At 54.4% G+C, this 23,130-nt stretch carries 20 protein-coding genes and 7 tRNA genes; 18 read left to right on the forward strand and 9 right to left on the reverse strand.

Going from position 1 to position 23,130, the window contains the following annotated elements; all coding sequences use genetic code 11:
* Nucleotides 1-153: 153 nt before the first annotated feature.
* Nucleotides 154-4,989, forward strand: a complete 4,836-nt coding sequence (locus tag ACT3TF_RS04225) for an NAD-glutamate dehydrogenase (RefSeq protein WP_444671641.1) — start codon at nucleotides 154-156, stop codon at nucleotides 4,987-4,989.
* 124 nt (nucleotides 4,990-5,113) lie between these two features.
* On the forward strand, nucleotides 5,114-6,145 hold the full coding sequence (locus ACT3TF_RS04230; protein WP_444671642.1) for a quinone-dependent dihydroorotate dehydrogenase: 1,032 nt from the start codon (nucleotides 5,114-5,116) through the stop codon (nucleotides 6,143-6,145).
* Nucleotides 6,146-6,198: 53 nt separating this feature from the next.
* On the opposite strand, the gene rmf is transcribed toward ACT3TF_RS04230, so the two are convergent.
* Complete coding sequence (gene rmf, locus ACT3TF_RS04235) at nucleotides 6,199-6,408, reverse strand: ribosome modulation factor (protein WP_096281358.1); 210 nt, start codon at nucleotides 6,406-6,408, stop codon at nucleotides 6,199-6,201.
* Between the two features lie 370 nt (nucleotides 6,409-6,778).
* On the opposite strand from rmf, the gene rlmKL reads away from it, so the two are divergent.
* Together rlmKL and ACT3TF_RS04245 are read left to right on the forward strand one after the other, a co-directional pair.
* Nucleotides 6,779-9,064, forward strand: coding sequence for a bifunctional 23S rRNA (guanine(2069)-N(7))-methyltransferase RlmK/23S rRNA (guanine(2445)-N(2))-methyltransferase RlmL (gene rlmKL, locus ACT3TF_RS04240; RefSeq protein ID WP_444671643.1), 2,286 nt, complete (start codon nucleotides 6,779-6,781; stop codon nucleotides 9,062-9,064).
* A 23-nt stretch (nucleotides 9,065-9,087) separates the two neighbouring features.
* On the forward strand, nucleotides 9,088-9,423 hold the full coding sequence (locus tag ACT3TF_RS04245; RefSeq protein ID WP_096281356.1) for a glutaredoxin family protein: 336 nt from the start codon (nucleotides 9,088-9,090) through the stop codon (nucleotides 9,421-9,423).
* A 12-nt stretch (nucleotides 9,424-9,435) separates the two neighbouring features.
* Here ACT3TF_RS04245 and ACT3TF_RS04250 read toward each other — a convergent pair whose 3' ends face one another.
* Entirely contained in the window at nucleotides 9,436-9,717 is a 282-nt protein-coding gene (locus ACT3TF_RS04250) for a hypothetical protein (protein ID WP_096281354.1), read from the reverse strand.
* A gap of 84 nt (nucleotides 9,718-9,801) precedes the next feature.
* On the opposite strand from ACT3TF_RS04250, the gene pdxB reads away from it, so the two are divergent.
* Complete coding sequence (gene pdxB / locus ACT3TF_RS04255) at nucleotides 9,802-10,950, forward strand: 4-phosphoerythronate dehydrogenase PdxB (RefSeq protein WP_444671644.1); 1,149 nt, start codon at nucleotides 9,802-9,804, stop codon at nucleotides 10,948-10,950.
* Between the two features lie 109 nt (nucleotides 10,951-11,059).
* Here pdxB and htpX read toward each other — a convergent pair whose 3' ends face one another.
* The 4 genes from htpX to msrB form a co-directional block, all read right to left on the reverse strand.
* Nucleotides 11,060-11,965, reverse strand: coding sequence for a protease HtpX (htpX, locus tag ACT3TF_RS04260; protein WP_096281350.1), 906 nt, complete (start codon nucleotides 11,963-11,965; stop codon nucleotides 11,060-11,062).
* 175 nt (nucleotides 11,966-12,140) lie between these two features.
* Nucleotides 12,141-13,388, reverse strand: a complete 1,248-nt coding sequence (locus ACT3TF_RS04265) for a pyridoxal phosphate-dependent aminotransferase (RefSeq protein ID WP_096281348.1) — start codon at nucleotides 13,386-13,388, stop codon at nucleotides 12,141-12,143.
* A gap of 116 nt (nucleotides 13,389-13,504) precedes the next feature.
* Nucleotides 13,505-14,461 carry a ribosome biogenesis GTPase YlqF gene (gene ylqF / locus ACT3TF_RS04270; protein ID WP_096281346.1) on the reverse strand — a complete coding sequence of 319 codons (957 nt, stop codon included), beginning with the start codon at nucleotides 14,459-14,461 and terminating at the stop codon, nucleotides 13,505-13,507.
* 82 nt (nucleotides 14,462-14,543) lie between these two features.
* Nucleotides 14,544-14,942 (reverse strand): peptide-methionine (R)-S-oxide reductase MsrB, encoded by a 399-nt coding sequence (gene msrB, locus ACT3TF_RS04275; RefSeq protein ID WP_096281344.1) that lies wholly within the window; start codon nucleotides 14,940-14,942, stop codon nucleotides 14,544-14,546.
* A gap of 271 nt (nucleotides 14,943-15,213) precedes the next feature.
* Between msrB and ACT3TF_RS04280 the strand changes: the two genes are divergently transcribed.
* From ACT3TF_RS04280 to ACT3TF_RS04335, 12 genes are all read left to right on the forward strand, one after another.
* Nucleotides 15,214-15,289: transfer RNA gene (locus ACT3TF_RS04280), tRNA-Glu, on the forward strand.
* A gap of 25 nt (nucleotides 15,290-15,314) precedes the next feature.
* Nucleotides 15,315-15,389 (forward strand) — tRNA-Gly (locus tag ACT3TF_RS04285).
* Nucleotides 15,390-15,410: 21 nt separating this feature from the next.
* Nucleotides 15,411-15,486: transfer RNA gene (locus tag ACT3TF_RS04290), tRNA-Glu, on the forward strand.
* A 25-nt stretch (nucleotides 15,487-15,511) separates the two neighbouring features.
* A tRNA-Gly gene (locus tag ACT3TF_RS04295) sits at nucleotides 15,512-15,586 on the forward strand.
* Between the two features lie 21 nt (nucleotides 15,587-15,607).
* Nucleotides 15,608-15,683: transfer RNA gene (locus tag ACT3TF_RS04300), tRNA-Glu, on the forward strand.
* 29 nt (nucleotides 15,684-15,712) lie between these two features.
* A tRNA-Gly gene (locus tag ACT3TF_RS04305) sits at nucleotides 15,713-15,787 on the forward strand.
* 165 nt (nucleotides 15,788-15,952) lie between these two features.
* Nucleotides 15,953-16,951, forward strand: coding sequence for an ABC transporter ATP-binding protein (locus ACT3TF_RS04310; RefSeq protein WP_096281342.1), 999 nt, complete (start codon nucleotides 15,953-15,955; stop codon nucleotides 16,949-16,951).
* Nucleotides 16,948-17,721, forward strand: a complete 774-nt coding sequence (locus ACT3TF_RS04315) for an ABC transporter permease (protein ID WP_096281340.1) — start codon at nucleotides 16,948-16,950, stop codon at nucleotides 17,719-17,721. The genes ACT3TF_RS04310 and ACT3TF_RS04315 overlap by 4 nt, the downstream gene beginning before the upstream one ends.
* Nucleotides 17,722-17,755: 34 nt before the next feature.
* Nucleotides 17,756-18,589, forward strand: coding sequence for an NADPH-dependent 7-cyano-7-deazaguanine reductase QueF (queF, locus tag ACT3TF_RS04320; protein WP_096281338.1), 834 nt, complete (start codon nucleotides 17,756-17,758; stop codon nucleotides 18,587-18,589).
* 66 nt (nucleotides 18,590-18,655) lie between these two features.
* Entirely contained in the window at nucleotides 18,656-19,216 is a 561-nt protein-coding gene (locus ACT3TF_RS04325; RefSeq protein ID WP_096281336.1) for a nitroreductase family protein, read from the forward strand.
* 12 nt (nucleotides 19,217-19,228) lie between these two features.
* Nucleotides 19,229-19,738, forward strand: a complete 510-nt coding sequence (locus ACT3TF_RS04330) for a YiiD C-terminal domain-containing protein (RefSeq protein WP_096281334.1) — start codon at nucleotides 19,229-19,231, stop codon at nucleotides 19,736-19,738.
* 108 nt (nucleotides 19,739-19,846) lie between these two features.
* Nucleotides 19,847-19,934 (forward strand) — tRNA-Ser (locus tag ACT3TF_RS04335).
* 311 nt (nucleotides 19,935-20,245) lie between these two features.
* Here ACT3TF_RS04335 and ACT3TF_RS04340 read toward each other — a convergent pair.
* Nucleotides 20,246-20,401 carry a metallothionein gene (locus ACT3TF_RS04340; protein WP_096281332.1) on the reverse strand — a complete coding sequence of 52 codons (156 nt, stop codon included), beginning with the start codon at nucleotides 20,399-20,401 and terminating at the stop codon, nucleotides 20,246-20,248.
* An 84-nt stretch (nucleotides 20,402-20,485) separates the two neighbouring features.
* Nucleotides 20,486-21,259, reverse strand: coding sequence for a CLCA_X family protein (locus ACT3TF_RS04345; RefSeq protein WP_096281330.1), 774 nt, complete (start codon nucleotides 21,257-21,259; stop codon nucleotides 20,486-20,488).
* Nucleotides 21,260-21,436: 177 nt separating this feature from the next.
* Here ACT3TF_RS04345 and ACT3TF_RS04350 point away from each other — a divergent pair, with 177 nt between their 5' ends.
* Nucleotides 21,437-22,129: a type 1 glutamine amidotransferase domain-containing protein gene (locus ACT3TF_RS04350; RefSeq protein ID WP_096281328.1), complete on the forward strand. Its 693-nt coding sequence runs from the start codon at nucleotides 21,437-21,439 to the stop codon at nucleotides 22,127-22,129.
* Nucleotides 22,130-22,351: 222 nt separating this feature from the next.
* Here ACT3TF_RS04350 and ACT3TF_RS04355 read toward each other — a convergent pair whose 3' ends face one another.
* The gene (locus ACT3TF_RS04355; protein WP_412767931.1) at nucleotides 22,352-23,107 is read right to left on the reverse strand and encodes a MipA/OmpV family protein; all 756 of its coding nucleotides are present in this window, start codon (nucleotides 23,105-23,107) and stop codon (nucleotides 22,352-22,354) included.
* Between the last annotated feature and the right edge of the window lie 23 nt (nucleotides 23,108-23,130).

The raw sequence follows: 23,130 nt of genomic DNA on the forward strand, positions 1-23,130 counted from the left end.
ATGCCTAATGCATAAGTGGCATGTGCCATGATTAACCTGTCAGGTGATTAGTGAGGTGGCCACAGGTAGCGTAAGCTAGACGATATGTTGGCCTAAAGGCCTATTGTCCTTCGTTTTTTGGCCGAAAAAAGGCCTAAGCAGTCGAGGTGATGGATGCACTACGTTGCGATTGAAGAGAGCCGGCAAGATCTTTTGAAACAGCTGCAGGAACGACTAAGTGCGCGGTTAGAGCCTGCCCGTGCGGCAACTGTGGATGCCTTCGCTCGACACTTTTATGCCACCGTGCCGGTGGAAGACCTAGTGGATCGTCGCCTAGACGACCTGTATGGCGCCACGCTATCGATCTGGCAGTTCTTGCAGCACCACGACCCGCAAAGCCCCAAGGTGCGAGTGTTTAATCCCGACTTTGAAGAGCACGGCTGGCAGTCAACACATACCTTTGTGGCCGTTCTGCATGAGGATATGCCGTTCCTGGTTGACTCGGTGCGTATCGAGCTCAACCGTCGTGGTTTGACGGTGCATGCTATTCAAAACGCCGTGCTGGCAGTGGCGCGTGATGAGCGCCATCAGCTGCAGTCGCTGACGTCGCCACGCGATGAGAACGCGCCTGAAGCGCGTGAATCGCTGATCGTGATTGAGGTCGATCGCCACACCGACATGGCGCTGCTGGAAAAAATTGAACGTAATTTGCACGAAGTGCTACGCGATGTACGTACCGCCGTGGGCGATTACGACGCTATGTGCTCGCAAATTACCGAGTCGATTCAAGAGCTAGAAAAAAACTGTCCGCCGCAAATTGATCCCGATGACCACGAAGAGGCGATCGCCTTTTTAGAGTGGCTGCTCAAGGATAACTTTACCTTCCTGGGCTACGATGAATATCGCTTGGAAGACGGCGAGCTAGGTGATCAATTACAGCGCGATAACGAGAGCGTGCTGGGCGTTTTCCGCCTAGATCAGCCGCGCTACTGTGAGCGTATTCGCACCGAAGAGGGTGTGGATGAGCACAATGGCTACGTGCTGGTGCCCCAGCTGCTTTCTTTCGCGAAAAGCGCGCACCATTCGCGGATACATCGTCCTACTTATCCCGATTACATCACCGTTGACCGCTATGACGATGACGGTAACGTTATTGGCGAGCGGCGTTTCTTCGGTTTATTCACCTCGACGGTTTATAACGAATCACCGCGAAATATTCCGCTGCTGCGCCGTCGGTTGAAAGCAGTGATGGATATCGCCGGCTTCAATCCCCAGGGGCATAACGGTAAGCAGCTGCTGCAGGTATTGGAAGTCTATCCCCGTGATGACCTGTTCCAGATTGACACCGAGTCGCTTGCCAGCACCTCGCTTGGCATTCTGAACATTCGTGAGCGCCGTCAGGTACGGCTGTTTATCCGCGCCGATATCAGTGGCAAGTTCTACTCCTGCCTGGTTTTTGTGCCCCGAGATGTGTTCACGACGGACCTGCGTCAGCGAATTCAAACCGTGCTGTGCGATGAGTTAGACGCCCACTTTGGCGATTTCAACACCTATCTCTCCGAGTCGGTACTGGCGCGTATTCAGCTGATTCTACGCTTTAACGGCGATGCGCCGAGCGACTACGATCTTAAGCGTCTTGAAAGCAAAGTGGCGCGGCTGGCGCGCAGCTGGCGGGATGAGCTGCAAAGCGCGATGATTGAAGGGTTTGGTGAAGAGCACGCGAACCATCTGATGGATCAGTTCCGCGAGGCGTTTTCAGCCAGCTATCGCGAAGACTTCTCGGCCCGTACGGCCGTGTTTGATGTTCAGCATCTGTTAACGCTGGACAACGGCGATGACCTATCGCTGTCGCTTTATCGCCCTCTGGAAGAGCAGGGCGGCGGTGTGAACCTGAAGTTGTTCCACCGCGAATCGCAAATTCCGCTCTCAGACGTACTGCCGATGATGGAAAATCTCGGCCTGCGGGTAATCGGTGAGCGCCCCTACGACATTAACGCCCCCGACCAGCGCTACTGGATTCACGATTTCGAACTTGAACACAGCGGTACGGATGTCAATCTAAGCGATATGCGCGATGTGTTTAGTGAAGCCTTCAAGCGCATATGGGCCGGCGAAGCTGATAACGATGCCTTCAACCGCCTGATTATTGGCGCGGGGCTCGACTGGCGTGAAGTAGCGATGCTGCGAGGCTACGCGCGCTATCTCAAGCAAATCCGTTTTGGTATGTCTCAGGATTACATTGCCGCTACGTTGGCGAATTATCCGGCTATCACCAAAGAGTTGGTGGCGTTATTTGGCCTACGCTTTGATCCTGAGCAGCAGAGCCATGCAACCGATGAGTCCATTGCGCGTTTGAACGAGCACTTGGAGAGCGTTGCTAGCCTTAACGATGACCAACTGTTACGCCGCTTTATGGAGCTGATTCTCGCCACGCTGCGGACTAACTATTATCAGCTGACCGAAGATGGCCGCTTTAAAGACTATATCGCCTATAAGCTTGAGCCCTCTAAAGTTACCGGCATGCCTAAGCCGCGGCCGATGTTTGAGATTTTTGTCTGCTCGCCCCGGGTTGAGGGCGTGCATCTGCGCGGCGGTAAAGTGGCGCGCGGCGGTCTGCGCTGGTCTGATCGTTTTGAAGACTACCGCACCGAAGTATTAGGGCTAGTGAAAGCGCAGCAGGTGAAGAATGCGGTGATCGTACCGGTAGGCGCCAAGGGCGGCTTCGTTTGCAAGCGCATGCCCGAGAATGCCAGCCGTGAAGTGGTGCAAAAAGAAGGTATTGCCTGCTATCAGATCTTTATCCGCGCGCTGTTGGACATCACTGATAACTTAGTTGGCAGCGACGTTGTGCCGCCTTTAAATGTTGTCCGCCATGATGAAGACGATGCGTACTTGGTCGTCGCTGCAGATAAAGGCACCGCGACGTTCTCTGATATCGCTAACGCCATTTCTATTGAGTACGGCCATTGGCTGGGCGATGCGTTTGCATCGGGCGGCGAAAATGGTTACGACCATAAGAAAATGGCGATTACCGCACGCGGTGCTTGGGAATCCGTGAAGCGGCACTTCAAAAACCTGGATTTGGATACCCAGCGCGAGCTGTTCAGCGTGGTCGGGATCGGCGACATGGCCGGTGATGTGTTCGGCAACGGCATGCTGCTTTCCGACAAAATTCAGCTGGTGGGTGCGTTTAACCATCTGCATATCTTTGTTGATCCCAATCCGGATGCCGACGCCGCTTTTGCTGAGCGCAAACGGTTGTTTACATTGCCGCGATCCAGTTGGGAAGACTACAGCCAGGAGCTGATATCTGCCGGTGGCGGTATCTTTAGCCGCAGCGCTAAGTCGATCAGCATCACGCCTGAAATGCAGCAGGTATTTGGCATTGAAGAGGAGCGCCTGTCGCCTAATGAACTGATTCGCGCCATGCTCAAATCCCAGGTGGATTTGATCTGGAACGGCGGTATCGGCACCTATGTGAAAAGCTCCGACGAAACCGATGCCGATGTGGGTGACAAAGCCAACGACACCCTAAGGATCAACGGCGTTGAGCTGAACTGCCGTGTGGTCGGTGAAGGCGGTAACCTCGGGTTGACCCAGCGCGGGCGTATGGAAGCCGCCGCCAAAGGAATCCGTGTTTACACTGACTTCATTGATAACGCAGGCGGTGTGAACTGTTCCGACCACGAGGTCAATATCAAAATCTTGATTGATGAAGTGGTCAAGCGTGGCGATATGACTGAAAAACAGCGCAATCAGCTGTTAGCGGAAATGACAGGCGAAGTGGCGGACCTAGTCATCCTGGATAACTACCGCCAAAGTCAGGCGCTAGACCTATCGGCGATTCTTTCCAATCAATCACTGGGGCCCTATCGCCGCTTTATCAGCGAGCTGGAGGCCGCAGGGCAGATTGACCGCGAGCTTGAGTTCCTACCCACCGATGAAGCGTTAAAAGAGCGCGCCAGCAATGCGCAAGGTATGCGCTTACCGGAACTCTCGGTGCTGATTTCTTATGCCAAGAGCACGCTGAAGGGCGATTTGATCACGTCCGATGTGCCTGACGACAGCTATATTCATCGCCATCTTGAGCGGCTGTTCCCAGCGGTGCTGGTTGAGCGCTTTAAAGACGAAATGTATGAGCACCGTCTTAAGCGTGAAATCGTGGCGACCCAAGTTGCCAACGACTTGGTGGATCACATGGGCATCGTGTTTGTGCGCCGCCTTATTGATTCAACCGGGGCGGGCCGTGCCGATGTTGCGCGCGCCTACGTGGTAGCGCGCGATAGCTTCAACTTGGCCGGGCTGTGGGCGCAAATTGAGGCCTTGGATAATCAGGTGCCTAACCGCATCCAGTATTCAATGATGCTCGATTTAATGCGTTTAATCCGCCGCGCTACGCGCTGGTTCGTGCGCCAGCACTTGGGGCTTTCCACTCAAGATACTATTGAGTATTTCGCTCCGCGCCTGGCGCAGTTGCAAGAAGGCATCGGCGAGCTGCTGAGTGGTGAAGAGCTCAGCGGCTGGAGTGCGCGCCGTGACGAGCTTTTAGACGCTGGTGTGCCTGAAGCCTTGGCTTCTACCGTTGCGGCGTCATCGAGCTTGTACGCCGGGCTAGGCATTATCCAAGCCGCTCGGATAACCAATGAAAAACCCCAGCGAGTGGCCGAGGTGCTTTACGAGGTCGGTAGCCGGTTAGAACTACCTTGGATGATTCAGCAGGTGAACCAACTGGAAGTGCGCGATGCCTGGCAGGCGCAGGCACGGGAAACCTTCCGTGATGACATAGAGCGTCAACAGCTTGCGCTTACCACCAGCGTGCTGAAGCTGGATGCGGGTAGTCGCGATATCGAAGAGCGAGTGGCACAGTGGTTGGATCAGCACGCTGATCTGCATCGTCGCTGGTGTCGTCTTATCGAAGAAGTGCGCAGCGGGAATGAAGGTGGCTTTGCGCTCTTTGCCGTGGCGGTGCGCGAACTGGTGGATTTGGCCGAGAGCGATAACGAAGCCTAAAATCGTAGCTTTTATTTTTGGTAATGTGTTCTTGGTAGGTTAAAGCGCGCCCTGGTTCTCCACCAGGGCGCGCTTTATTGCGTTATACTGGCGCCCGTTTTCGATTCGCTTCAAGAGACTCGCCATGTACGCGCTTGCCCGCTCGCTGTTCTTTCGCATCGATCCAGAAACCTCCCACGGGATGGCGCTAAGTGCGCTCGAGTCACTGCATCGTATCGGTGGCGTAGCACGATTGTTTGGTCAGCCGGTCAATGATCCTATCGAGTTGATGGGGCTAAGGTTTGCTAATCGGGTTGGCTTGGCCGCCGGGCTGGACAAAAACGCAGACCATCTTGATGCACTGGGGTCGCTGGGGTTTGGATTTGTCGAGGTCGGGACGGTCACTCCACAGCCACAGCCAGGCAACCCCAAGCCACGGCTATTTCGCTTGGCGCAGCATGACGCGATCATCAACCGCTTTGGTTTTAATAACAAAGGGGTTGAGCATCTGATTCAGCAGGTTAAAAAACGCCGCTATGGCGGCATTGTGGGCATAAATATTGGTAAAAACCTAACCACCGCGGTAGAGCACGCACTGGACGATTACCTGTTGTGCCTAGATGCCGTGCATTCTTGTGCGGATTACATTGCCGTTAATGTCTCCTCGCCGAATACGCCTGGCCTGCGCAGCCTACAGTTTGGTGAACAGCTAGATGCACTGTTGGGGCCCATTCGCGCACGCGCCACAGCGTTAAATACGCAAGCGGGTCGCCACGTACCTCTGCTGATCAAAATAGCTCCGGACATGAGCGAAGAAGAAGTCGCGCTAATGGCGGGAAGCATTGAGCGCAATGCGTTGGATGGCGTCATCGCTACCAACACCACTGTTTCCCGCGAGGTAGTGCAGGGCGACCCTCAGGCCGAGGAGGCCGGCGGGCTGTCAGGACGGCCGGTCTTTGAGGCGTCTAATCGTGTGATTCGACAGCTGCGTGAGCACTTGCCAACGCTGCCCATTATAGGCGTCGGGGGGATCGACAGTGCTGCCGCCGCTGAGGCAAAAATGGCCGCTGGTGCGGATTTAGTGCAGCTTTATTCAGGCTTGATTTATCAAGGCCCCAGGCTCGTGGGCGAGTGTGCCAAGGCATTGAAGACGTCAGGCACTAAAAAAGCCCACTGAGTAGGGTGGGCTTATTAAAAACATTTCGTTTAAACGTTAGAAAATATAAAACGCTAGGTCATGACCAGAGGGTTTTTGTGGATGCCGGAAACGCCGGTCATCCCGTCCCACTGGTCGCCGCGACCTTCACGCCAACCGCTCATCCAGTATTCGCGTAAATTGATATCTTGACTGGGACAATCATCGCGAGAGCGACCCGATACACCTGCTTTATAGCCGTGGACATATGCCCGCTGGAAGCGATCACGCTTTTGTCGTTTCATTGGCTAACCTCTTTTCACGAAAGCCTTTAAGAAGAAATAGGATGTTATCGAAGCTATCCATAAAATATGCCCGACAGCATCTGCTATTCCGAGAGCTTGCTTCAAGAGCGAGCTGCCGCATCAACTCAACTGTCTAGCCCTCACGAGCTGAACGGGTCGAGCGGCGAACTCTTATCCATCATAGGCCTCTTTCAAACTACCTTCTTAAGAGATCCTGACAGGTAACGCATGCGTTTTTCAGTAGCTACTCTCTTATTGTTAGACCATGATGGGGTCATCTGTCGACTATAAATTGTCACAAAACGTAAACTCATTTGCTATATATAGGAATATCGCGCCTTTCCGCGCAGCTATTATCATGACCAATATCATGACTGAGCCGAGTCAAAACGCCCCCTTAAGTCTGCTAGCCACCTGCCCGAAAGGCATTGAAGGCCTGCTGCACGATGAACTCATGACGCTAGGCGCCACGCCGGGTAAAACAACGGTGGCAGGTGTTTATTTTACTGCCAGCCAAGCGATTGCCTATCGCGTATGCCTATGGTCGAGATTAGCCAACCGCGTCATTTTAACGCTGGTGCGCGAGCCGATGATCGATACCGCCGAACAGGTGCGCGATGTGGTTGCACGCATTGCCTGGACAAACCACTTGGCGCCTGGAAACACGCTGGCGGTGGATTTTCATGGCCGCAGTGAACATATACGGCATACCCGCTTTGGCGCACAAACGGTTAAAGACGGCGTGGTCGATGCGCTACAGCTGGCAGGGCAGGAGCGCCCTAACGTCGATATCAAAACGCCGCATCTGCGTATTTATGCTCACCTGCACCGGATGAACTTGACTATTGGCCTCGATCTTTCAGGTGAAAGTTTGCACCGCCGTGGCTATCGACGCGACGTTGGGCATGCACCGCTGAAAGAAAATTTAGCCGCCGCATTGTTGGTGCGTGCAGGGTGGCCTGAGCGCCTTAAAGCCGGTGAGCCGCTGATTGACCCACTATGTGGCGCGGGAACGCTGCTTATCGAAGCCGCTATGATGGCCGCCGATCAAGCGCCTAACCTCAATCGCGAGCGGTTTGGTTTTCACGGCTGGGCGGGTCACGATGATTCCGTATGGCGTGAGCAAAAGCGTGAAGCCGAAGCGCGTGCATCGATTGGCCGTAAACGTTGCAAAGCCCAGCTGATAGGTTTTGATCAGAGCCCAGCGGCCCTAACGGCTGCGAAAGCCAACGCTATGCGGGCCGGTATCCCCGCGTTAATGACGCTGCATGGGCAGGGTCTTGCCCAGCTTACCAGGCCCGATACGCTGACCGCGCAAAGCGGCCTGTTGATTACTAATCCGCCTTATGGCGAGCGTCTGGGTGAGCTGCCCGAGCTTGTGCGCCTATACGCGCAGCTGGGCGAGAAAGCCAAAGCACTGTTCCCTGGCTGGACGCTGGCAGTCTTTACCGGCAACCCTGATTTGGGCCATCGGCTAGGAATGCGGGCGCACAAACAGTACGCGCTTAAAAACGGTGCCCTGGATGCCAAGCTGCTGCTGATGGATGTGGGTGGGGCGGCGCATGGCACTGATGCCGAGAGCGCGGCTCCCGCGGGTAATGGCGAGGTAGTGTCAGCGGCTAGCGCAGAGCGTCGTGAGGCCACGAGTGAAGCCTCGGCTGGCTTTGATACGCAAGCGGTTCCAAACGATTCACCTGCGCCAAAAGCTCAAGACAATGCGCAGATGTTTGCCAACCGCCTAATCAAAAATCAAAAGCGCCTGAAGAAGTGGCTGAAACAGAGCGGCGAAACGAGCTACCGCGTATACGACGCCGATATGCCCGAGTATGCCCTTGCGGTGGATCGTTACGGTGATCGAGTGCATGTGCAGGAATATGCAGCGCCCAGCTCAATCAATCCTTCTCAGGCGCAAAAGCGCTTGTACGACGCCTTGGAAGTAATGCCAGAGGCGCTGAACGTTGACGCCAGTAAGATCTATATTAAACGCCGCGAGCGGCAGGCTGGCAGCGCCCAGTATCAAAAGCGTGGCGCGAGCGGGGAGCGTTTTGAAGTGCAGGAAGGTAGCGCGCGGCTATGGGTGAACCTGCGTGACTATCTCGACACCGGGTTATTTCTGGATCATCGTCCGGTGCGTCGCATGCTAGGTGAGATGGCCAGCGGTAAGCGCTTCTTAAACTTGTTCTGTTATACCGCTACGGCAACGGTGCAAGCGGCATTAGGCGGTGCTAGTGACAGCGTCAGTGTGGATATGTCTAACACCTATCTTGAATGGGCTAAAGACAACTTCGCGCTGAATAAGCTTGATACGCGCCTACACCGGGTCGTACGCGATGACTGTTTCCGCTGGTTAGAAACCGCGAGTACCGAGTTTGATCTGATCTTCATGGATCCGCCGACGTTTTCTAACTCGAAGAAGATGCGCGACACGCTAGATGTGCAGCGTGACCATCCTCGTCTTGTGGATCTCGCTATGGCGCGATTAGCACCCGGCGGCACGCTAGTGTTTTCTAATAATCAGCGGCGATTTAAGTTGGATGAAACCCTCAGCGAACGTTACGCGGTAGAAGACATCACCGGGCGTAGCTTTGACCCCGACTTTCAACGGCGTACTAATTTGCACCATGTGTTTCTACTCCGTCATCCAGCGGCTCACTAAGCCTGCCAGAGGAGAGCATTGGAATGATCCGGCTATCGCTTTATACAACCCAGGGCTGCCATCTATGCACTCAGCTAGAGACATTGGTAGCCACGCTGGCGAATCAAAGAGTGTGGCTGCATCATATTGAGATTATTGATGATGCTGAGCTGGTTGAGCGCTACGGTACGCGCATACCGGTGCTGGTGGATAGCCAAGGGGAGGAGCTGGAGCGTGGCTTCGAATTAGCGCGCTTGAGCGCTTGGCTACGCGAACACGGCTGGTTGAATGAAACGGCGCTGGCGGCGCTTGCAACGCCTCCAGATGCCGCGGCACCTACCGGTGTTCATGAGCGTAGCGGGCGGCGCTTTTTAGGCTAGCGAATGAGCTGCTTAAATCAAATCCAGTAGTGAGAGCTGACGCATGGCCTCCTGGCCTTCAGGCGTATGGTCGGCCACTTCCAGTATCTTACGAAAACCCCGTGAGGACTGAATCGTGGCCTCGTCCTCAAGCCACATCTGGGCTTGGTCCAAGGTGTCGGCTAGCTGATGTTTCAGGCCACCAAACTGAGTGCCGATTTGGCCCCAGGCGCGACTGAAAATCCAATCACCAAACATATCCTGGTGAATATGAACCAACACATAGTCATGGTTGGTTTCCCAGCGTACGATCACAACACTCTCCTTAAATGCCCTTTAAACACGCCTGCACATCAAACTTTCGCGGGCGTATTGTAAAGCCCGGATACCCAAACGCCTATGAAACTTATAATCGACGCCAATATCCCCGCTGCTGATGCCTGCTTTGGCTCGTTTGGTGCCATCAACCGCGTGCCCGGCCGTGAAATAACGGCCGCTCACCTGCACGATGCCGATGCGCTGATTGTGCGCTCTATTACGCAGGTTAACGGTAAGTTGCTTACTGACAGCCCCGTGCGCTTTATTGGCACCTGCACGATCGGCACCGATCATATCGATCATGCTGCGCTAGCGCAGCGCAATATCACTTTTGCTAGCGCTCCGGGCTGCAATGCTGAGGCGGTGGTCGATTACGTGTTGAGCAGTTTATTGACGCTAGCCGAGCGCGATGGCTGGCTGCTTAGCGAACGCAGTGTCGGCATTGTGGGGGTGGGGAATGTGGGCCGGCGGCTGGAAGCACGGTTAACGGCCATGGGCATGGCTACGCTTGCCTGTGACCCGCCCAGAGCAGAGGTTGAGGGTGCGCAAGGGTTTCACTCGCTAGATGCTGTTATCAAGCACTGTGACGTGATTTGCCTGCATACGCCGCTGACTCGTGACGGCCCGCATGCCAGCTATCACCTGCTCAATGCTCAGCGTGTCGATGAAATCGCGCCGGGTAGCGTGTTGCTTAATGCCGGGCGGGGTGACTGTGTGGATGGCTTGGCACTGCGTAGTCGTTTAGCCAGTCAGGGTGATATCCGCGCGGTGCTAGATGTATGGGAAGACGAGCCGGCAATCGACGCTGGCTTGCGTGATTTGGTCTCACTAGCGACACCGCATATTGCCGGGCATAGCCTGGATGGCAAACTGCGGGGTACCTGGATGATTCAGCAGGCGCTAGCTCGTCACTGCGAAAAGCCTAGTGGACCCTCGTTTGTCGATATCTGCCCGCCGCCTGCGCTTGCATCGCTGCATATACAGCATCCGCTGGCGCCAGAAGACGCCCTGCGTCTATGCATGCGAGCCGTTTATGACGTGCGCCGCGATCACGATACGTTTCAGCGCCAAGCGCTGCTCCAGGGAGGGGCAAAAGGTTTTGATGATTGTCGTGCTAACTACCCATTGCGGCGTGAGTTCGCCACGCTCAATGTGCAGCTGTCAGGGGATGCGGTGGCGCTAGAGGGCATGCTGCGCGGGGCGGGATTCGGTGTAACGCTGACGGTGTAGCGGAGGATGGAAGCAGCGGTAGTTGAAACAACAAAAGCTGAAACAACAAAAGTTGAAACAATGAGGCCCGCATCTGCGGGCCTGAAGTGTGTAGGACTAGTGCCCATACTTACTGACGATAGGCGGCTTCTTTCAGTGCGCGAATGCGTTCATCTAACGGCGGGTGGCTGGCAAACATCTTCTCAAGTAATGAGCGTGTTTGGCCTTTGGTGATCGCCATGGCGCGCAGCGTATCGGGCATTTGGTCGGGCATTTCGGTTTCGGTCTTCAAGCGCGCGAGGGCGCTGACCATTGCATTAGTGCCTGCCAAGCGCGCACCGGCTTCATCGGCGCGATATTCACGATAACGCGAGAACCAGGCAACGATGGCGGAGGCCAAAATACCAAACACGATCTCTGCCACAATCACTACGGCAAAGTAGCCCATAAAGCCTAAACCGCCTTCACCACCGCTGCGGCTTTTCAGGAAGTTATCGACTAAGTGCGCTACCACGCGGGCAAAAAACATGACGAAGGTATTCACTACCCCTTGGATCAGCGCCAGCGTGACCATGTCGCCGTTGGCCACGTGGCCAATTTCGTGGGCCAAAACCGCGCGGACTTCTTCAGGGCGCATGCGATTCATTAAGCCCGCCGATACCGCGACGAGCGCATCGTTTTTATTCCAGCCAGTTGCAAAGGCGTTGGACTGTTGGGCCGGGAATATGCCCACTTCGGGCGTTTTGATGCCGGCCTCGCGGGAAAGCTCCGCGACGGTGTCCAGCAACCACTGTTCGGTGGCATTGGAGGGCGTTTCAATAATCACCGTGCCCGTGCTGCGCTTAGCCATCCATTTGGAAATGAATAGCGAGATGATGGAGCCTGCCATGCCGAATATGAAGCAGAAAATTAGCAGGCTGGTAAAGTTGATGCCTTGACCACGTAAATAGCCTTCAACGCCTAGTAGGCGCAAGGTAATGCTGGCGACCAGCAACACCGCTATGTTGGTGCCTAGAAACAGCAGAATTCGCATCATTATGCAGGTCCTCCCTTAGCGTTTATGGAAACGGTTTATACACACAGCCAATAAAATGAGTCGTGATCTAGAGACTTAACTACGTGCTCTTCATGGCAATTTCAAGTCAAAGCAACGTCAGCGTATGCCGGTGCCCGATGACGGTGCTATGCCATCGCTAGCGACTCGCCCGGCTTCACTGCCGATAGCGGGATAAGAAGTTGGCAAAACGATCCAAAGCATCGCCTAGCTGGTCTGCCCAAGGCAGCGTCACAATGCGGACATGGTCAGGCTCGGGCCAGTTAAAGGCTGTGCCTTGCACCAGCAATATTTTTTCCTGCAGCAGCAGATCCAGTACCAACTGCTGGTCATCTTTGATATTGAATACCTTAGGATCGAGCCGCGGAAACGCGTAGAGCGCACCTTTTGGCATCACGCAGGAGACGCCGGGGATGGCATTTAGCTTCTCAATAGTAATGTCACGCTGCGCCAGCAGCCGCCCGCCAGGCAGGATTAAATCATTAATTGATTGATAGCCCCCTAACGCGGTTTGAATCGCATGTTGTGCTGGCACGTTGGCACATAGCCGCATGGAGGCCAGCATATTGAGCCCCTGGATATAATCTTTGGCGTTTAATTTAGCCAGGGTGCCGGAGAGAATCATCCATCCCGATCGAAAGCCTGCACAGCGGTAGCTTTTAGATAGCCCATTCATGGTAATGACCAGCTGATCATCGTCGGCCAGCGCACCGGTGGCGGTATGCTCTACGCCGTCATACAGAATTTTGTCGTAGATCTCGTCGGAGAACACCACCAGGTTGTGCTGTTTAGCAATCGCCAACACGTCTTTAACCACCTCCGGCGGATATACCGCGCCGGTAGGGTTGTTGGGGTTAATCAGAACAATGGCGCGGGTTTGGCTGGTGATCTTGGCGCGAATGTCTGCCATGTCGGGCGTCCAGTCGGCCTGTTCATCGCATAGGTAATGCACTGCGTGGCCGCCTGAAAGGTGTGCGGCGGCTGTCCAAAGCGGGTAGTCAGGCGCGGGAATCAATACTTCATCGCCGTCATTAAGCAGCGCCTGCATCGCCATCACAATCAGCTCAGAGACGCCGTTGCCGATGAATATGTCCTCAATGCCCACTCCGGGAATCTGATTGCGCTGGCACTCCTGCATAATCGCTTTGCGTGCGGAGTAAAGTCCTTTGGAGTCGCAGTAGCCCTGTGCCGTAGGCAAGTTGCTCATCACATCCTGAAGAATCTCTTCCGGTGCTTCAAAGCCAAAAGGCGCAGGGTTTCCGATGTTCAGCTTAAGTATTCGATGGCCTTCTTCCTCCAGGCGTTTGGCGTGGTCGAGTACCGGGCCGCGAATGTCATAGCAGACATTATGCAGCTTATGAGATTTTTTCAGCGGTTGTGTTTCATGCGACTGCGGAGTAGTCATGAGATGTCTGTCCAAAAGTGGCTAGAGGCCCAAAAGTGTCCAAAAGCATGTGTATCTAAAAACATGAGTTTAAAACAGTGCCCGCAAGCTGCCGTTAGCTATGGGGCTATTGGCCATTATGCGTCGGAAAGCACTTGATTGTCTTCGTCGTTTTGCACCGGTGGCGGTGGAATATCCGCAGGTGTCTCCAGCGTCATTCGCCCTAACTTACCGTCGCGCAGTTCGTGGAGCAGAACTTCCGCGCCACGGTGCAGATCGACTGCGCCACCGGCACGCAGCCCGCCGCGCCGGGCGGCGATGTCTTTTAAAATGGCATGACCATCGAAGCCTGCAATAGCAAGGAAATCGGGTTTTTTCGGGCCGTCGGCATCAATGTCGTGGGGAATGTCTGGCGCGGCGTAAGGCGGCAGCTCTTTGAGCTTATAGCGCGCAGTCAGCGCCTCAGGATAGCGTTTGGCAAGCTCTGCACTAGCGACAATTCCTACATCGATGTACTCAATGGCCGTATCGCGGATAGCGCCGGTGGCCGCGAGGCGATAGGCGCTGGCCTGATCTTCTATTTTGGGCCACAGCACTCCCGGCGTGTCGGTAAGCGCTACACGCCCATCAATGCGCACCTTTTGCTGGCGCTTAGTCACGGCAGGTTCGTTGCCCGTTTTAGCAATTTTACGCCCGGCCAGGCCGTTAATCAGCGTGGATTTGCCCACGTTGGGAATGCCCATCACCATCACGCGAACATCTCGGTCGGCGCGTACCGCACCGGCCAACTCATGGCAAAGTTTGGGGATTTGCTTTAGCTCACGGGTGTTGGTGGTGGTGACCGCGAAGGCGCGCATGTTCTCTTGGGCATCGAAAAAAGCGACCCATTCGGCGGTCTTCTCTGGGTCGGCAAGGTCGGCGCGGGAAAGAATTTTTAGCACCGGCTTATGGCGCGTCAGCTCGGCCAGCATTGGGTTGGCGCTGGAGTAGGGCAGACGTGCATCAAGTACTTCAATGACGACGTCGATTTCAGGCAGCACCTCTTTGATCTGGCGGCGGGCCTTGTTCATATGTCCGGGGAACCAGCCGAGCATGAGTCTCTCCTACAAGCACAAAAAAGCGGGCTGCCATTCTAGCAGATGGCGCCCGCCTTGCTGGGTTTCCTTTTAGCCGCGATTACTCGTCGGGGTGAAATTCCAGCGACACTGAGTTAATGCAGTAGCGTAAACCGGTCGTTTCTGGCGGTCCGTCTGGAAAAACGTGGCCTAGGTGGGCATCGCAGTGTGAACAAACGACCTCCGTGCGCTGCATGCCATGGGTGCCATCTTGATGCTCTTCCACACAGCGGGTACCTAACGGCCGATCAAAGCTAGGCCAACCGCACCCGGCATCAAATTTATGCTCGTTCTCAAACAGCGGTGCATTGCAGCACACACAGTGATAAATGCCCTGGGCATCCACCACCTGATAATCGCCGCTGAACGGGCGTTCTGTGCCTTTTTCACGCGCTACGCGGTACTGTTCTGGCGTCAGCTGTTTTTGCCACTCTTCGGGCTTTTTTTCAATTTTAGCCATGCTGTTTACTCTCCCTTATGTAGTGCTTGGACTAAAAACCGTCAAAGCTTTCTAACCTAGTGACAGCGCTTAGTCACCTTGAGTTTCAGCATGGGCGATTATGCCGCGCTCTGCCAGCGGCAGGCTGAATATCAATGTGACAGGCTTGCGGCGCCGTCAAGTGCACTATCCCCCAGTAAGTGCGTTATACACGGGTGCTGCTACGGTAGAATGCTTGACAGCTAAGTAAGGTCTGAGTAATATACGCGCCACCTCAACGAGGTAATGAAACGTCCCATTCGTCTAGTGGTCTAGGACACCGCCCTTTCACGGCGGTAACAGGGGTTCGAACCCCCTATGGGACGCCATTTACGTCGTAAGGTTTATCGGAATGCGGGAATAGCTCAGTGGTAGAGCATCGCCTTGCCAAGGCGAGGGTCGGGAGTTCGAATCTCCTTTCCCGCTCCAAGCATTTGTAGTGCTTACAGTGTCCCATTCGTCTAGTGGTCTAGGACACCGCCCTTTCACGGCGGTAACAGGGGTTCGAACCCCCTATGGGACGCCATCTCCGATAGCAAGAATTCTATTAAGCGGGAATAGCTCAGTGGTAGAGCATCGCCTTGCCAAGGCGAGGGTCGGGAGTTCGAATCTCCTTTCCCGCTCCAAGTTTTTGAAGTGCATACAGTGTCCCATTCGTCTAGTGGCCTAGGACACCGCCCTTTCACGGCGGTAACAGGGGTTCGAACCCCCTATGGGACGCCATCTTGCGCTTATGTGCAGTTTTTTGCGTTGCGGGAATAGCTCAGTGGTAGAGCATCGCCTTGCCAAGGCGAGGGTCGGGAGTTCGAATCTCCTTTCCCGCTCCAAGCGCATTTAGTGTTATTTTCCCCTATTTCTATGATGCATCAGCTATCTGCTGAGCGTCATTTTTTGTGTGTCTGGCGCTTGGTGAGTGGTCTCTCGCCTTGAAAAATTAGTTTGCGCCCTAATCATTTACTTTATCTTCTTATATTTGCTGACAGGACATTTTCATGGCCGAACCGGCATTGTCGATCCGTGGCCTTACCAAAGTGTACGCCAACGGCTTTCAAGCGCTTAAAGGTATTGATCTCGACGTCCAGCAGGGCGATTTTTTTGCGCTTTTGGGTCCCAATGGGGCCGGAAAATCCACTACTCTTGGTGTGGTTTGCTCACTGGTGCAAAAAACGGCGGGCAGCGTTTCTATCTTTGGCATCGATATTGATAAAGATTTTGCCAAAGCCAAGTATCAGCTAGGCGTTGTGCCCCAAGAGTTCAACTTTAATCAGTTTGAGAAGGTGCTCGATATCGTACTGGCTCAGGCAGGCTATTACGGTATGAGCACTCGCGAGGCATTGCCACGTGCCCAGCAGCTTCTTACTGACCTGGGCCTTTGGGAGAAGCGCGACGGCAACGCACGTATGCTCTCAGGTGGGATGAAGCGACGGCTAATGATTGCCCGGGCGTTAATGCACCGCCCTCGACTGCTGATCCTGGATGAGCCCACTGCCGGTGTCGATATTGAGCTTCGGCGCAGTATGTGGGAATACATGCGGCGCATTAACCAAGATGAAGGCACGACGATCATCCTGACAACGCACTACCTGGAAGAAGCTGAGAGCCTGTGTCGCAATGTCGCTATTATTAATGATGGCGACATTGTGCGTAATACCAGCGTGCGTCAGCTGCTGGCTGAGCTTGATACAGAGACCTTCCTCATTGATTTAGCTGAGCCGGTCGCAGAGACACCGCATGTTGAGGGCTTTGAGCTTCATCAGCTAGAGCCCACCCAGCTTTCACTGTTGGTGCATCGCGGCCAGCGTTTGAATGATGTGTTCAATGCGCTAAGTGAGCAGGGTGTGCAGGTGGTGTCTATGCGTAACCGGGCCAATCGCTTAGAGGAGATGTTCGTGTCGATGGTAAAAGGCAGTAACCAGGGGGCGATAGATCAGCGTGCTGACGCTTCTAGCGGTGAGAGTTCTGATGCCGAAAACAGGGAGTCTCGCTCATGAATGCAGGCCAAACATTGATTGCTCTATGGACCTTAGTGCTGAAAGAAATTAAGCGCTTTACGCGCATTTGGCCGCAAACGCTGCTGCCGCCCTCTATCACGATGGCGATGTATTTCATTATTTTTGGCAATCTAATCGGCTCGCGAATTGGCGACATGGATGGCTTCAGCTACATGGACTTTATTGTTCCAGGGTTGATCATGATGTCCGTGATTACCAACAGCTATTCCAACGTGGCATCGAGCTTCTTTTCGAACAAATTTCAGCGTTCAATTGAAGAGATGATGGTATCGCCGATGCCTAACTGGGTAATTTTATCCGGCTTTATTTTAGGCGGCATGGCCCGAGGCCTGGGTGTGGGGATCATTGTGACCATGGTTTCGCTGTTCTTTACCCGCTTAACCATGGAGCATCCCTTGCTTACGATATTAGTGGTGGTGCTTACGTCTGCGCTGTTTTCCATTGGCGGTTTTATCAACGCCTTGCTGGCCAACAAGTTTGACGACATTTCCATTGTACCGACCTTCATACTGACACCGCTGACTTACTTGGGCGGTGTCTTTTATTCTATTTCGATGCTGCCAGACTTCTGGCAGGGCGTTTCCATGCTCAATCCTATCTTGTACATGGTTAACGTGTTTCGTTATGGATTCTTAGGCGTCTCGGATATTCCCGTTGGCTGGGCGCTCGCTGCGATCTTTGCCTTTATTGTCGTGCTATTCAGCGTTGCGTTGGTAATGTTGGAGCGCGGTAAAGGCATTCGTAGTTAATTGCATAACGGCATTAAGCAGAGGGTGACAGATAATGGCACATCGACCAGATACCTTGGAGCACGCGCCGCTAGGGCGCGATTCCGCTTACCCCGAAAAGTATGACGCGGCGCTGCTTTATCCTATTGTTCGTGCGGCCAACCGAGTGCCGTTAGGGATCGAAGAGGGGGCTTTACCCTTTGTCGGTGAAGACGAATGGCACGCGTTTGAAGTGTCCTGGCTGAATTCACGCGGTAAGCCCGTGGTAGCCGTGGCACGTTTTCGCCTGCCCGCCAGCTCGCCCAATTTGATTGAATCGAAGTCGTGGAAGCTCTACCTCAATAGCTTTAATCAAACCCGCTTCTATAGTCGTGAAGACGTAATGCAAACGCTTGCCAATGACCTCGCTATCGCAGCGGGTGCCGAGGTGAGCGTTGAGTTATTTGATGTGGATGCCCCTGAGCTTACCGTGCAGTGCTTGCCGGGCGAATGTTTGGACGACTTAGATATCGCAGTAAGCGATTACACGCCTAGCAGCGCTCATTTAATGGTAAGCGATGAGGTCGTCGAAGAGACGCTGTATTCCCACTTGCTCAAATCTAACTGCCCCGTTACCGGCCAGCCGGACTGGGGCAGCGTGTTGATTCGCTATAAAGGGCCAAAGATTGATCGCGAAGGGCTGTTACGCTATCTGATCGGGTTTCGACAGCATCAGGATTTTCACGAGCATTGCGTTGAACATATCTTCACCGACCTAATGGCTTATGCACAGCCCAGCCAGCTACTAGTACTTGCCCGCTACGTGCGTCGTGGCGGGTTGGATATTAGTCCTTGGCGCGCAACGCCTGGGCTGATGCCGCCGACACCGCTGAGGCTGGCAAGGCAGTAAACGGCAGTGTTATAAATGACGATGCTACCGTAGTCACATACGATTGAACCTGGACTGGAGTCATTAATGGACGCACTCACGCTTCTTCACGAACGCAGCTCAATGGGCAAGCTGGCTGAGCCGGCGCCCAGTGCCGAACAGCTCAGTGTTATTTATCAGGCAGCACTGCGCGCACCCGACCATAAAGAGCTGCGCCCTTGGCGCTTCATTGAATTCAGTGGGGAAGGGCGCGAGCGCCTAGGCGAGCTATTTGCTGAAGCAGAGTTCCAGGAAGACCCGCATGCCGATGACGATACGCTGAACTCAGCGCGTAAAAAGCCGCTGCGCGCGCCGATGGTGATCGCCGTTATCGCAAAGGTTACGCCAGAGCTCGATAAAGTGCCCAAAATGGAGCAGGTGATTTCCGCAGGCTGCGCCGCCCACGGTATCTTGCTGGCCGCCCACGCACAGGGCTTAGGCGCTATGTGGCGCAGTGGAAAGTACGCGTTCGATTCGGTGGTACGTAAAGGCCTGAGCCTGAGTGAAAACGACGAGGTTGTCGCATTCATCTATGTAGGTGCGCTAGGCGGTCGCCATAAGCCAGTGGCGGAGCATAGCGTTGCTGATTTTGTTGAGCGCTGGGAGTAGGCAGGCGACCCTATGAAACTATCTCGTAAACCGGGCATGCCGCATCCACGCTTGCCGCTGCCCAAAGGTCAGCAGGAAGATCTTGCTGTCTTTCAGCAGTGGCTAGGCGAGGCGATTCCTATGGTGGGCGCGCTAGGCATTAGCGAAATGGTGCGCGAGGGTGATGCGCTCACCTGGCAGTTAGCGCTAGAGCCTAACCTTAACGATAAAGGCACGGGCTTTGGCGGTGCGCTGACGGCGCAAACCACTCTGCAAGGTTGGTGCTGGGTCACGCTATGGCTGCGTGAGCAAGGCTTGGCACGCGATGTGGTGGTTGCAGAGGCTAGTCAGCGCTTTCTTGCCCCGGTCGCGGATAACTACCGCTTAATATGCACACCGCTTGAGCCTGCGGGACTCGCTCAGCTTGCCAATATGCTCGCCGAACGTGATAAAGGACGTATTGCACTGACTCATCAGCTCTACTGTGGAGAAACACTCTGCCTGGAAGCCAGCGGCAGCTACGCCGTGTTGCCGCAACGCTAGCCGATACGCGCGAGAAGCCTGAAAAGGCTTGCTATTTCGCAGCTTAGACCATAGTATGTGCGCCGTTCTGTTGCGAAAGGTTCATCCTTTGAACAGAGCACAAAATGTGGAGAGGTGTCCGAGTGGTCGAAGGAGCACGCCTGGAAAGTGTGTAAGTCGTAAGGCTTCGAGGGTTCGAATCCCTCCCTCTCCGCCACAGAATTTAAAAAGCCCGCTGATTTTTCAGCGGGCTTTTTTTATGGCTCGTTATTAGAACGGTAGGCGGCCGCTGAAACCAACGCCTAGCACGGCAACGAGAACAACAACGATAACGACGATAGTGGTAGTAGACATTTTCTCTTCCTCTGAGTAGTGAGCGTTGCTACAGCTTAGTCACAATTGCGCCATTTCGCACGTTGGCGAAAGGGGCTGAGCAGCTTTTCCATATTGACAGCCTGAGCCGCAAAAACGCCCGGCAGTGGGACTGTCGGGCGCGGTTACAGTAGCAGAAAATGCGAAGTAGAAGGACTATTTCCCACACTTACAGTTGTGACCACAGTCTTGGGAGCCGTCTGCGTGGCCGGTGGCGCAGGACTCGCAGCAGTATAATTTTCCCTCTTTCTCAACGGGTTTGCTATCGACAGAACACGTACATTTCGGGCATGCGCACACTTGTTCAGACATAATGATTCTCCTCGGTGGACGTTATAAGCGTAGACCATTCCATCGATATATCACCACGCATTATGCTAACTCTCAGGGCGTACTTTAAGTGCTAAGTGCGTTGCCGAGCCTGCCAAAATATTCGCCGAATGCGGCATTAATGCGAACCCGTTGTTCACCCTGGGGATAAAGCCCTTTGTCTGCTTCCGGCGAGGCTTTTGTGCCTTTGACTAAGAAGTGATTGGTGATGGCTGCGTCCTGTATAAAAGCCTCAAAAGCACGCGCACAGAGTTCCTCGGGCTTACTGTAATAGAGCTGGCCAAGTTGTTTGTCTATGCGCACCGAGTGTTTAAACAATGTGCTTGGCTGGTCGCCTTCTGGTTGCAAAAGTACGGCCTTGAAGCAACGCATTAGCCGCTGATTAAGTGAGTGAGGGACTGGCGTGGCTTCGGCTAACCAGGCAGTAGAGGCGAACATGTGGGCGGGCGCGCCTTGAAAACATTTCTGGGCAATGTAGTGGTCGAAGGCATGAAACCATTCGTGAGCAATGCTGCCGGGGCCAGCATTTTTAGCGAGTGCAAAGCTGCGCTGACTGGGGTCGTAATGCGCAGCAACCCCGGGCCGGCCGCCACAGCCATACTGTAAGGCTATGGAGCCGCGCAGCGAAATCAGTGTTTCTGGGCCCTGTAGAATCAACATAAGATCGCACAAGGCATCGTGAAAAAGCCCGGAGGCACGGTCGCGCTCCGCGCTTGTGACCCAGCGGCCAATCTCAATGGAGCGGAAATCGAACTGGCGCCGGATTAAGGCAAAACTGCTGGCGCATTCAGGGCGGTGGGCTGGCCCATTGCGATAAAAATCTCTCGCTTCAATGCTCACGGCGTGCTCGCTGCTAGAAAAAGATAATCACCGCCCTATGTTATCGCATTGGAGCATGGAAGCGCTAAGTGGCTATACGCTTGTCGCTATTGATAAGGCTTGTAACTCAGGTATGTGCCCCCAGTAATTGAGGTAGCAAGCAACGCTGTTTGTCTATTCACTGTCAGGAGAGCATGTATGAGCAAACGTATTTTGGTGGTGCTGACATCTCACGATCAGTTAGGCGATACCGGCAAGAAAACCGGCTTCTGGCTAGAAGAATTTGCTGCCCCTTATTATGTGTTTAAAGACGCGGGTGCTGAGGTAACCTTGGCTTCGCCTAAAGGTGGACAGCCGCCGCTGGACCCCACCAGTGATGCAGACGATAGCCAAACCGATGACACGCGCCGCTTCAAGCAGGATGAAAAGGCCCAGGCTGAGCTTGCCGCTACCCATCGTTTAAGCGATATGAATGCCGGTGACTTTGATGCGGTTTTCTATCCAGGCGGCCACGGCCCGCTATGGGATCTCGTCGATGATCCTACTTCTATTCGTATGATCGAAACCTTTATTGCCCAAGGCAAGCCGGTGGCATCGGTGTGCCATGCGCCGATTGTGCTTGTGAATGCGAAAAACAGCGCAGGCGAGCCGCTGGTTAAAGGCCGTCAGGTAACGGGCTTTACGAACGGCGAAGAAGAGGCCGTTGGCTTAACCAATGTCGTGCCGCACCTCGTCGAAGACGCCCTGCAAAAATGCGGAGGCATTTACAGCAAGGCGGATGATTTCACCCCCTACGTGCGTGAAGATGGCCAACTGATCACGGGCCAAAACCCACCGTCTTCTGCGCTCACGGCTGAGTCACTGATGGCGTGGCTGGAGCTGGAGCGTTAATCAGCACAATACGTATATAAAGCGGAAACAGCGGCGGGCATTGCCCGCCGCTTTTTTAACTACCGGTTGGCTGTTCGGGAAAAGGGATGAACTCTCGCTCATCGCCAACCGGCAAGCGAAAGCGGCCATGCTCGAAGCCGCCTTGTACCCAGGCCTCCTTGGCAGCGTCTAATCGCTCGCGAGATGACGCGACGAAGTTTCACGGAATATAGCGAGGGCCTGTTAAAAATTATAATTGAGGGATACGCCGGTCACCGTTTGCCAATCGCTGCCTAGCTCATCCACGATGGGGCTGTCCGATGCGTTGCCCGTTAGGTAGCTTGTCCCCACAAAGCCTGTTGCTGACCATTCTGGCGTTAGCGCGTAAGTCAGGCTGCTGCTTACGCCTAGCCGCCAGTATCCGCCGTCAGGATTGTATTGAGCAATTCCGCTACGCAGGCTGTCGCGTGCTGAAACGCCGAACATTGATTCTGTCCACTTTTCGTTTGAGTAATGAGCGCTTGGCGATAAAGAGAAAAATAAGCGCTCACTAAGCGGTGTACGCCAAGCCGCTGCTACTTCAAACTCTGCGCCATCCACATCGCCGGTTACCGGTGTGCTAGCCGCCACGCTGTAGAGCCACTCTCTTTGCTCGTAGCCAACGCGTAGCCCTAGCGTTGCACCGCCATCTACTTCTTCGAAGGCGCTTATGTCACCTTTATTGTCACGCCCAAAGGTGTAGCCAACAAAGGGCGATACGGTCCAGCCGCCATCACGAATAGCGTGCCATTCAATGCCAGAGCGCGGATTGATGGTGAAGGTCTCGCCATAGGTGAGATTGATCGATGGCCATAGTTTTGTGTCGTAGTCGTCGCTGCCTAAGTAATCAGGCGCGTAGAGCACGCCAGCGCCAATGCTTCCTTCCCAACTATCTGCCCAGGTAAGCGGGGAAATAGCCAAACCAATCACGGCGGCAGACCACCAAGTATACTGAGTCACGGGTATCATCCTTGTGGGTAGCG

The sequence above is a fragment of the Halomonas sp. AOP25-F1-15 genome (assembly GCF_052378675.1).
In the GTDB taxonomy this organism is placed as follows: Bacteria; Pseudomonadota; Gammaproteobacteria; order Pseudomonadales; family Halomonadaceae; genus Vreelandella; species Vreelandella casei.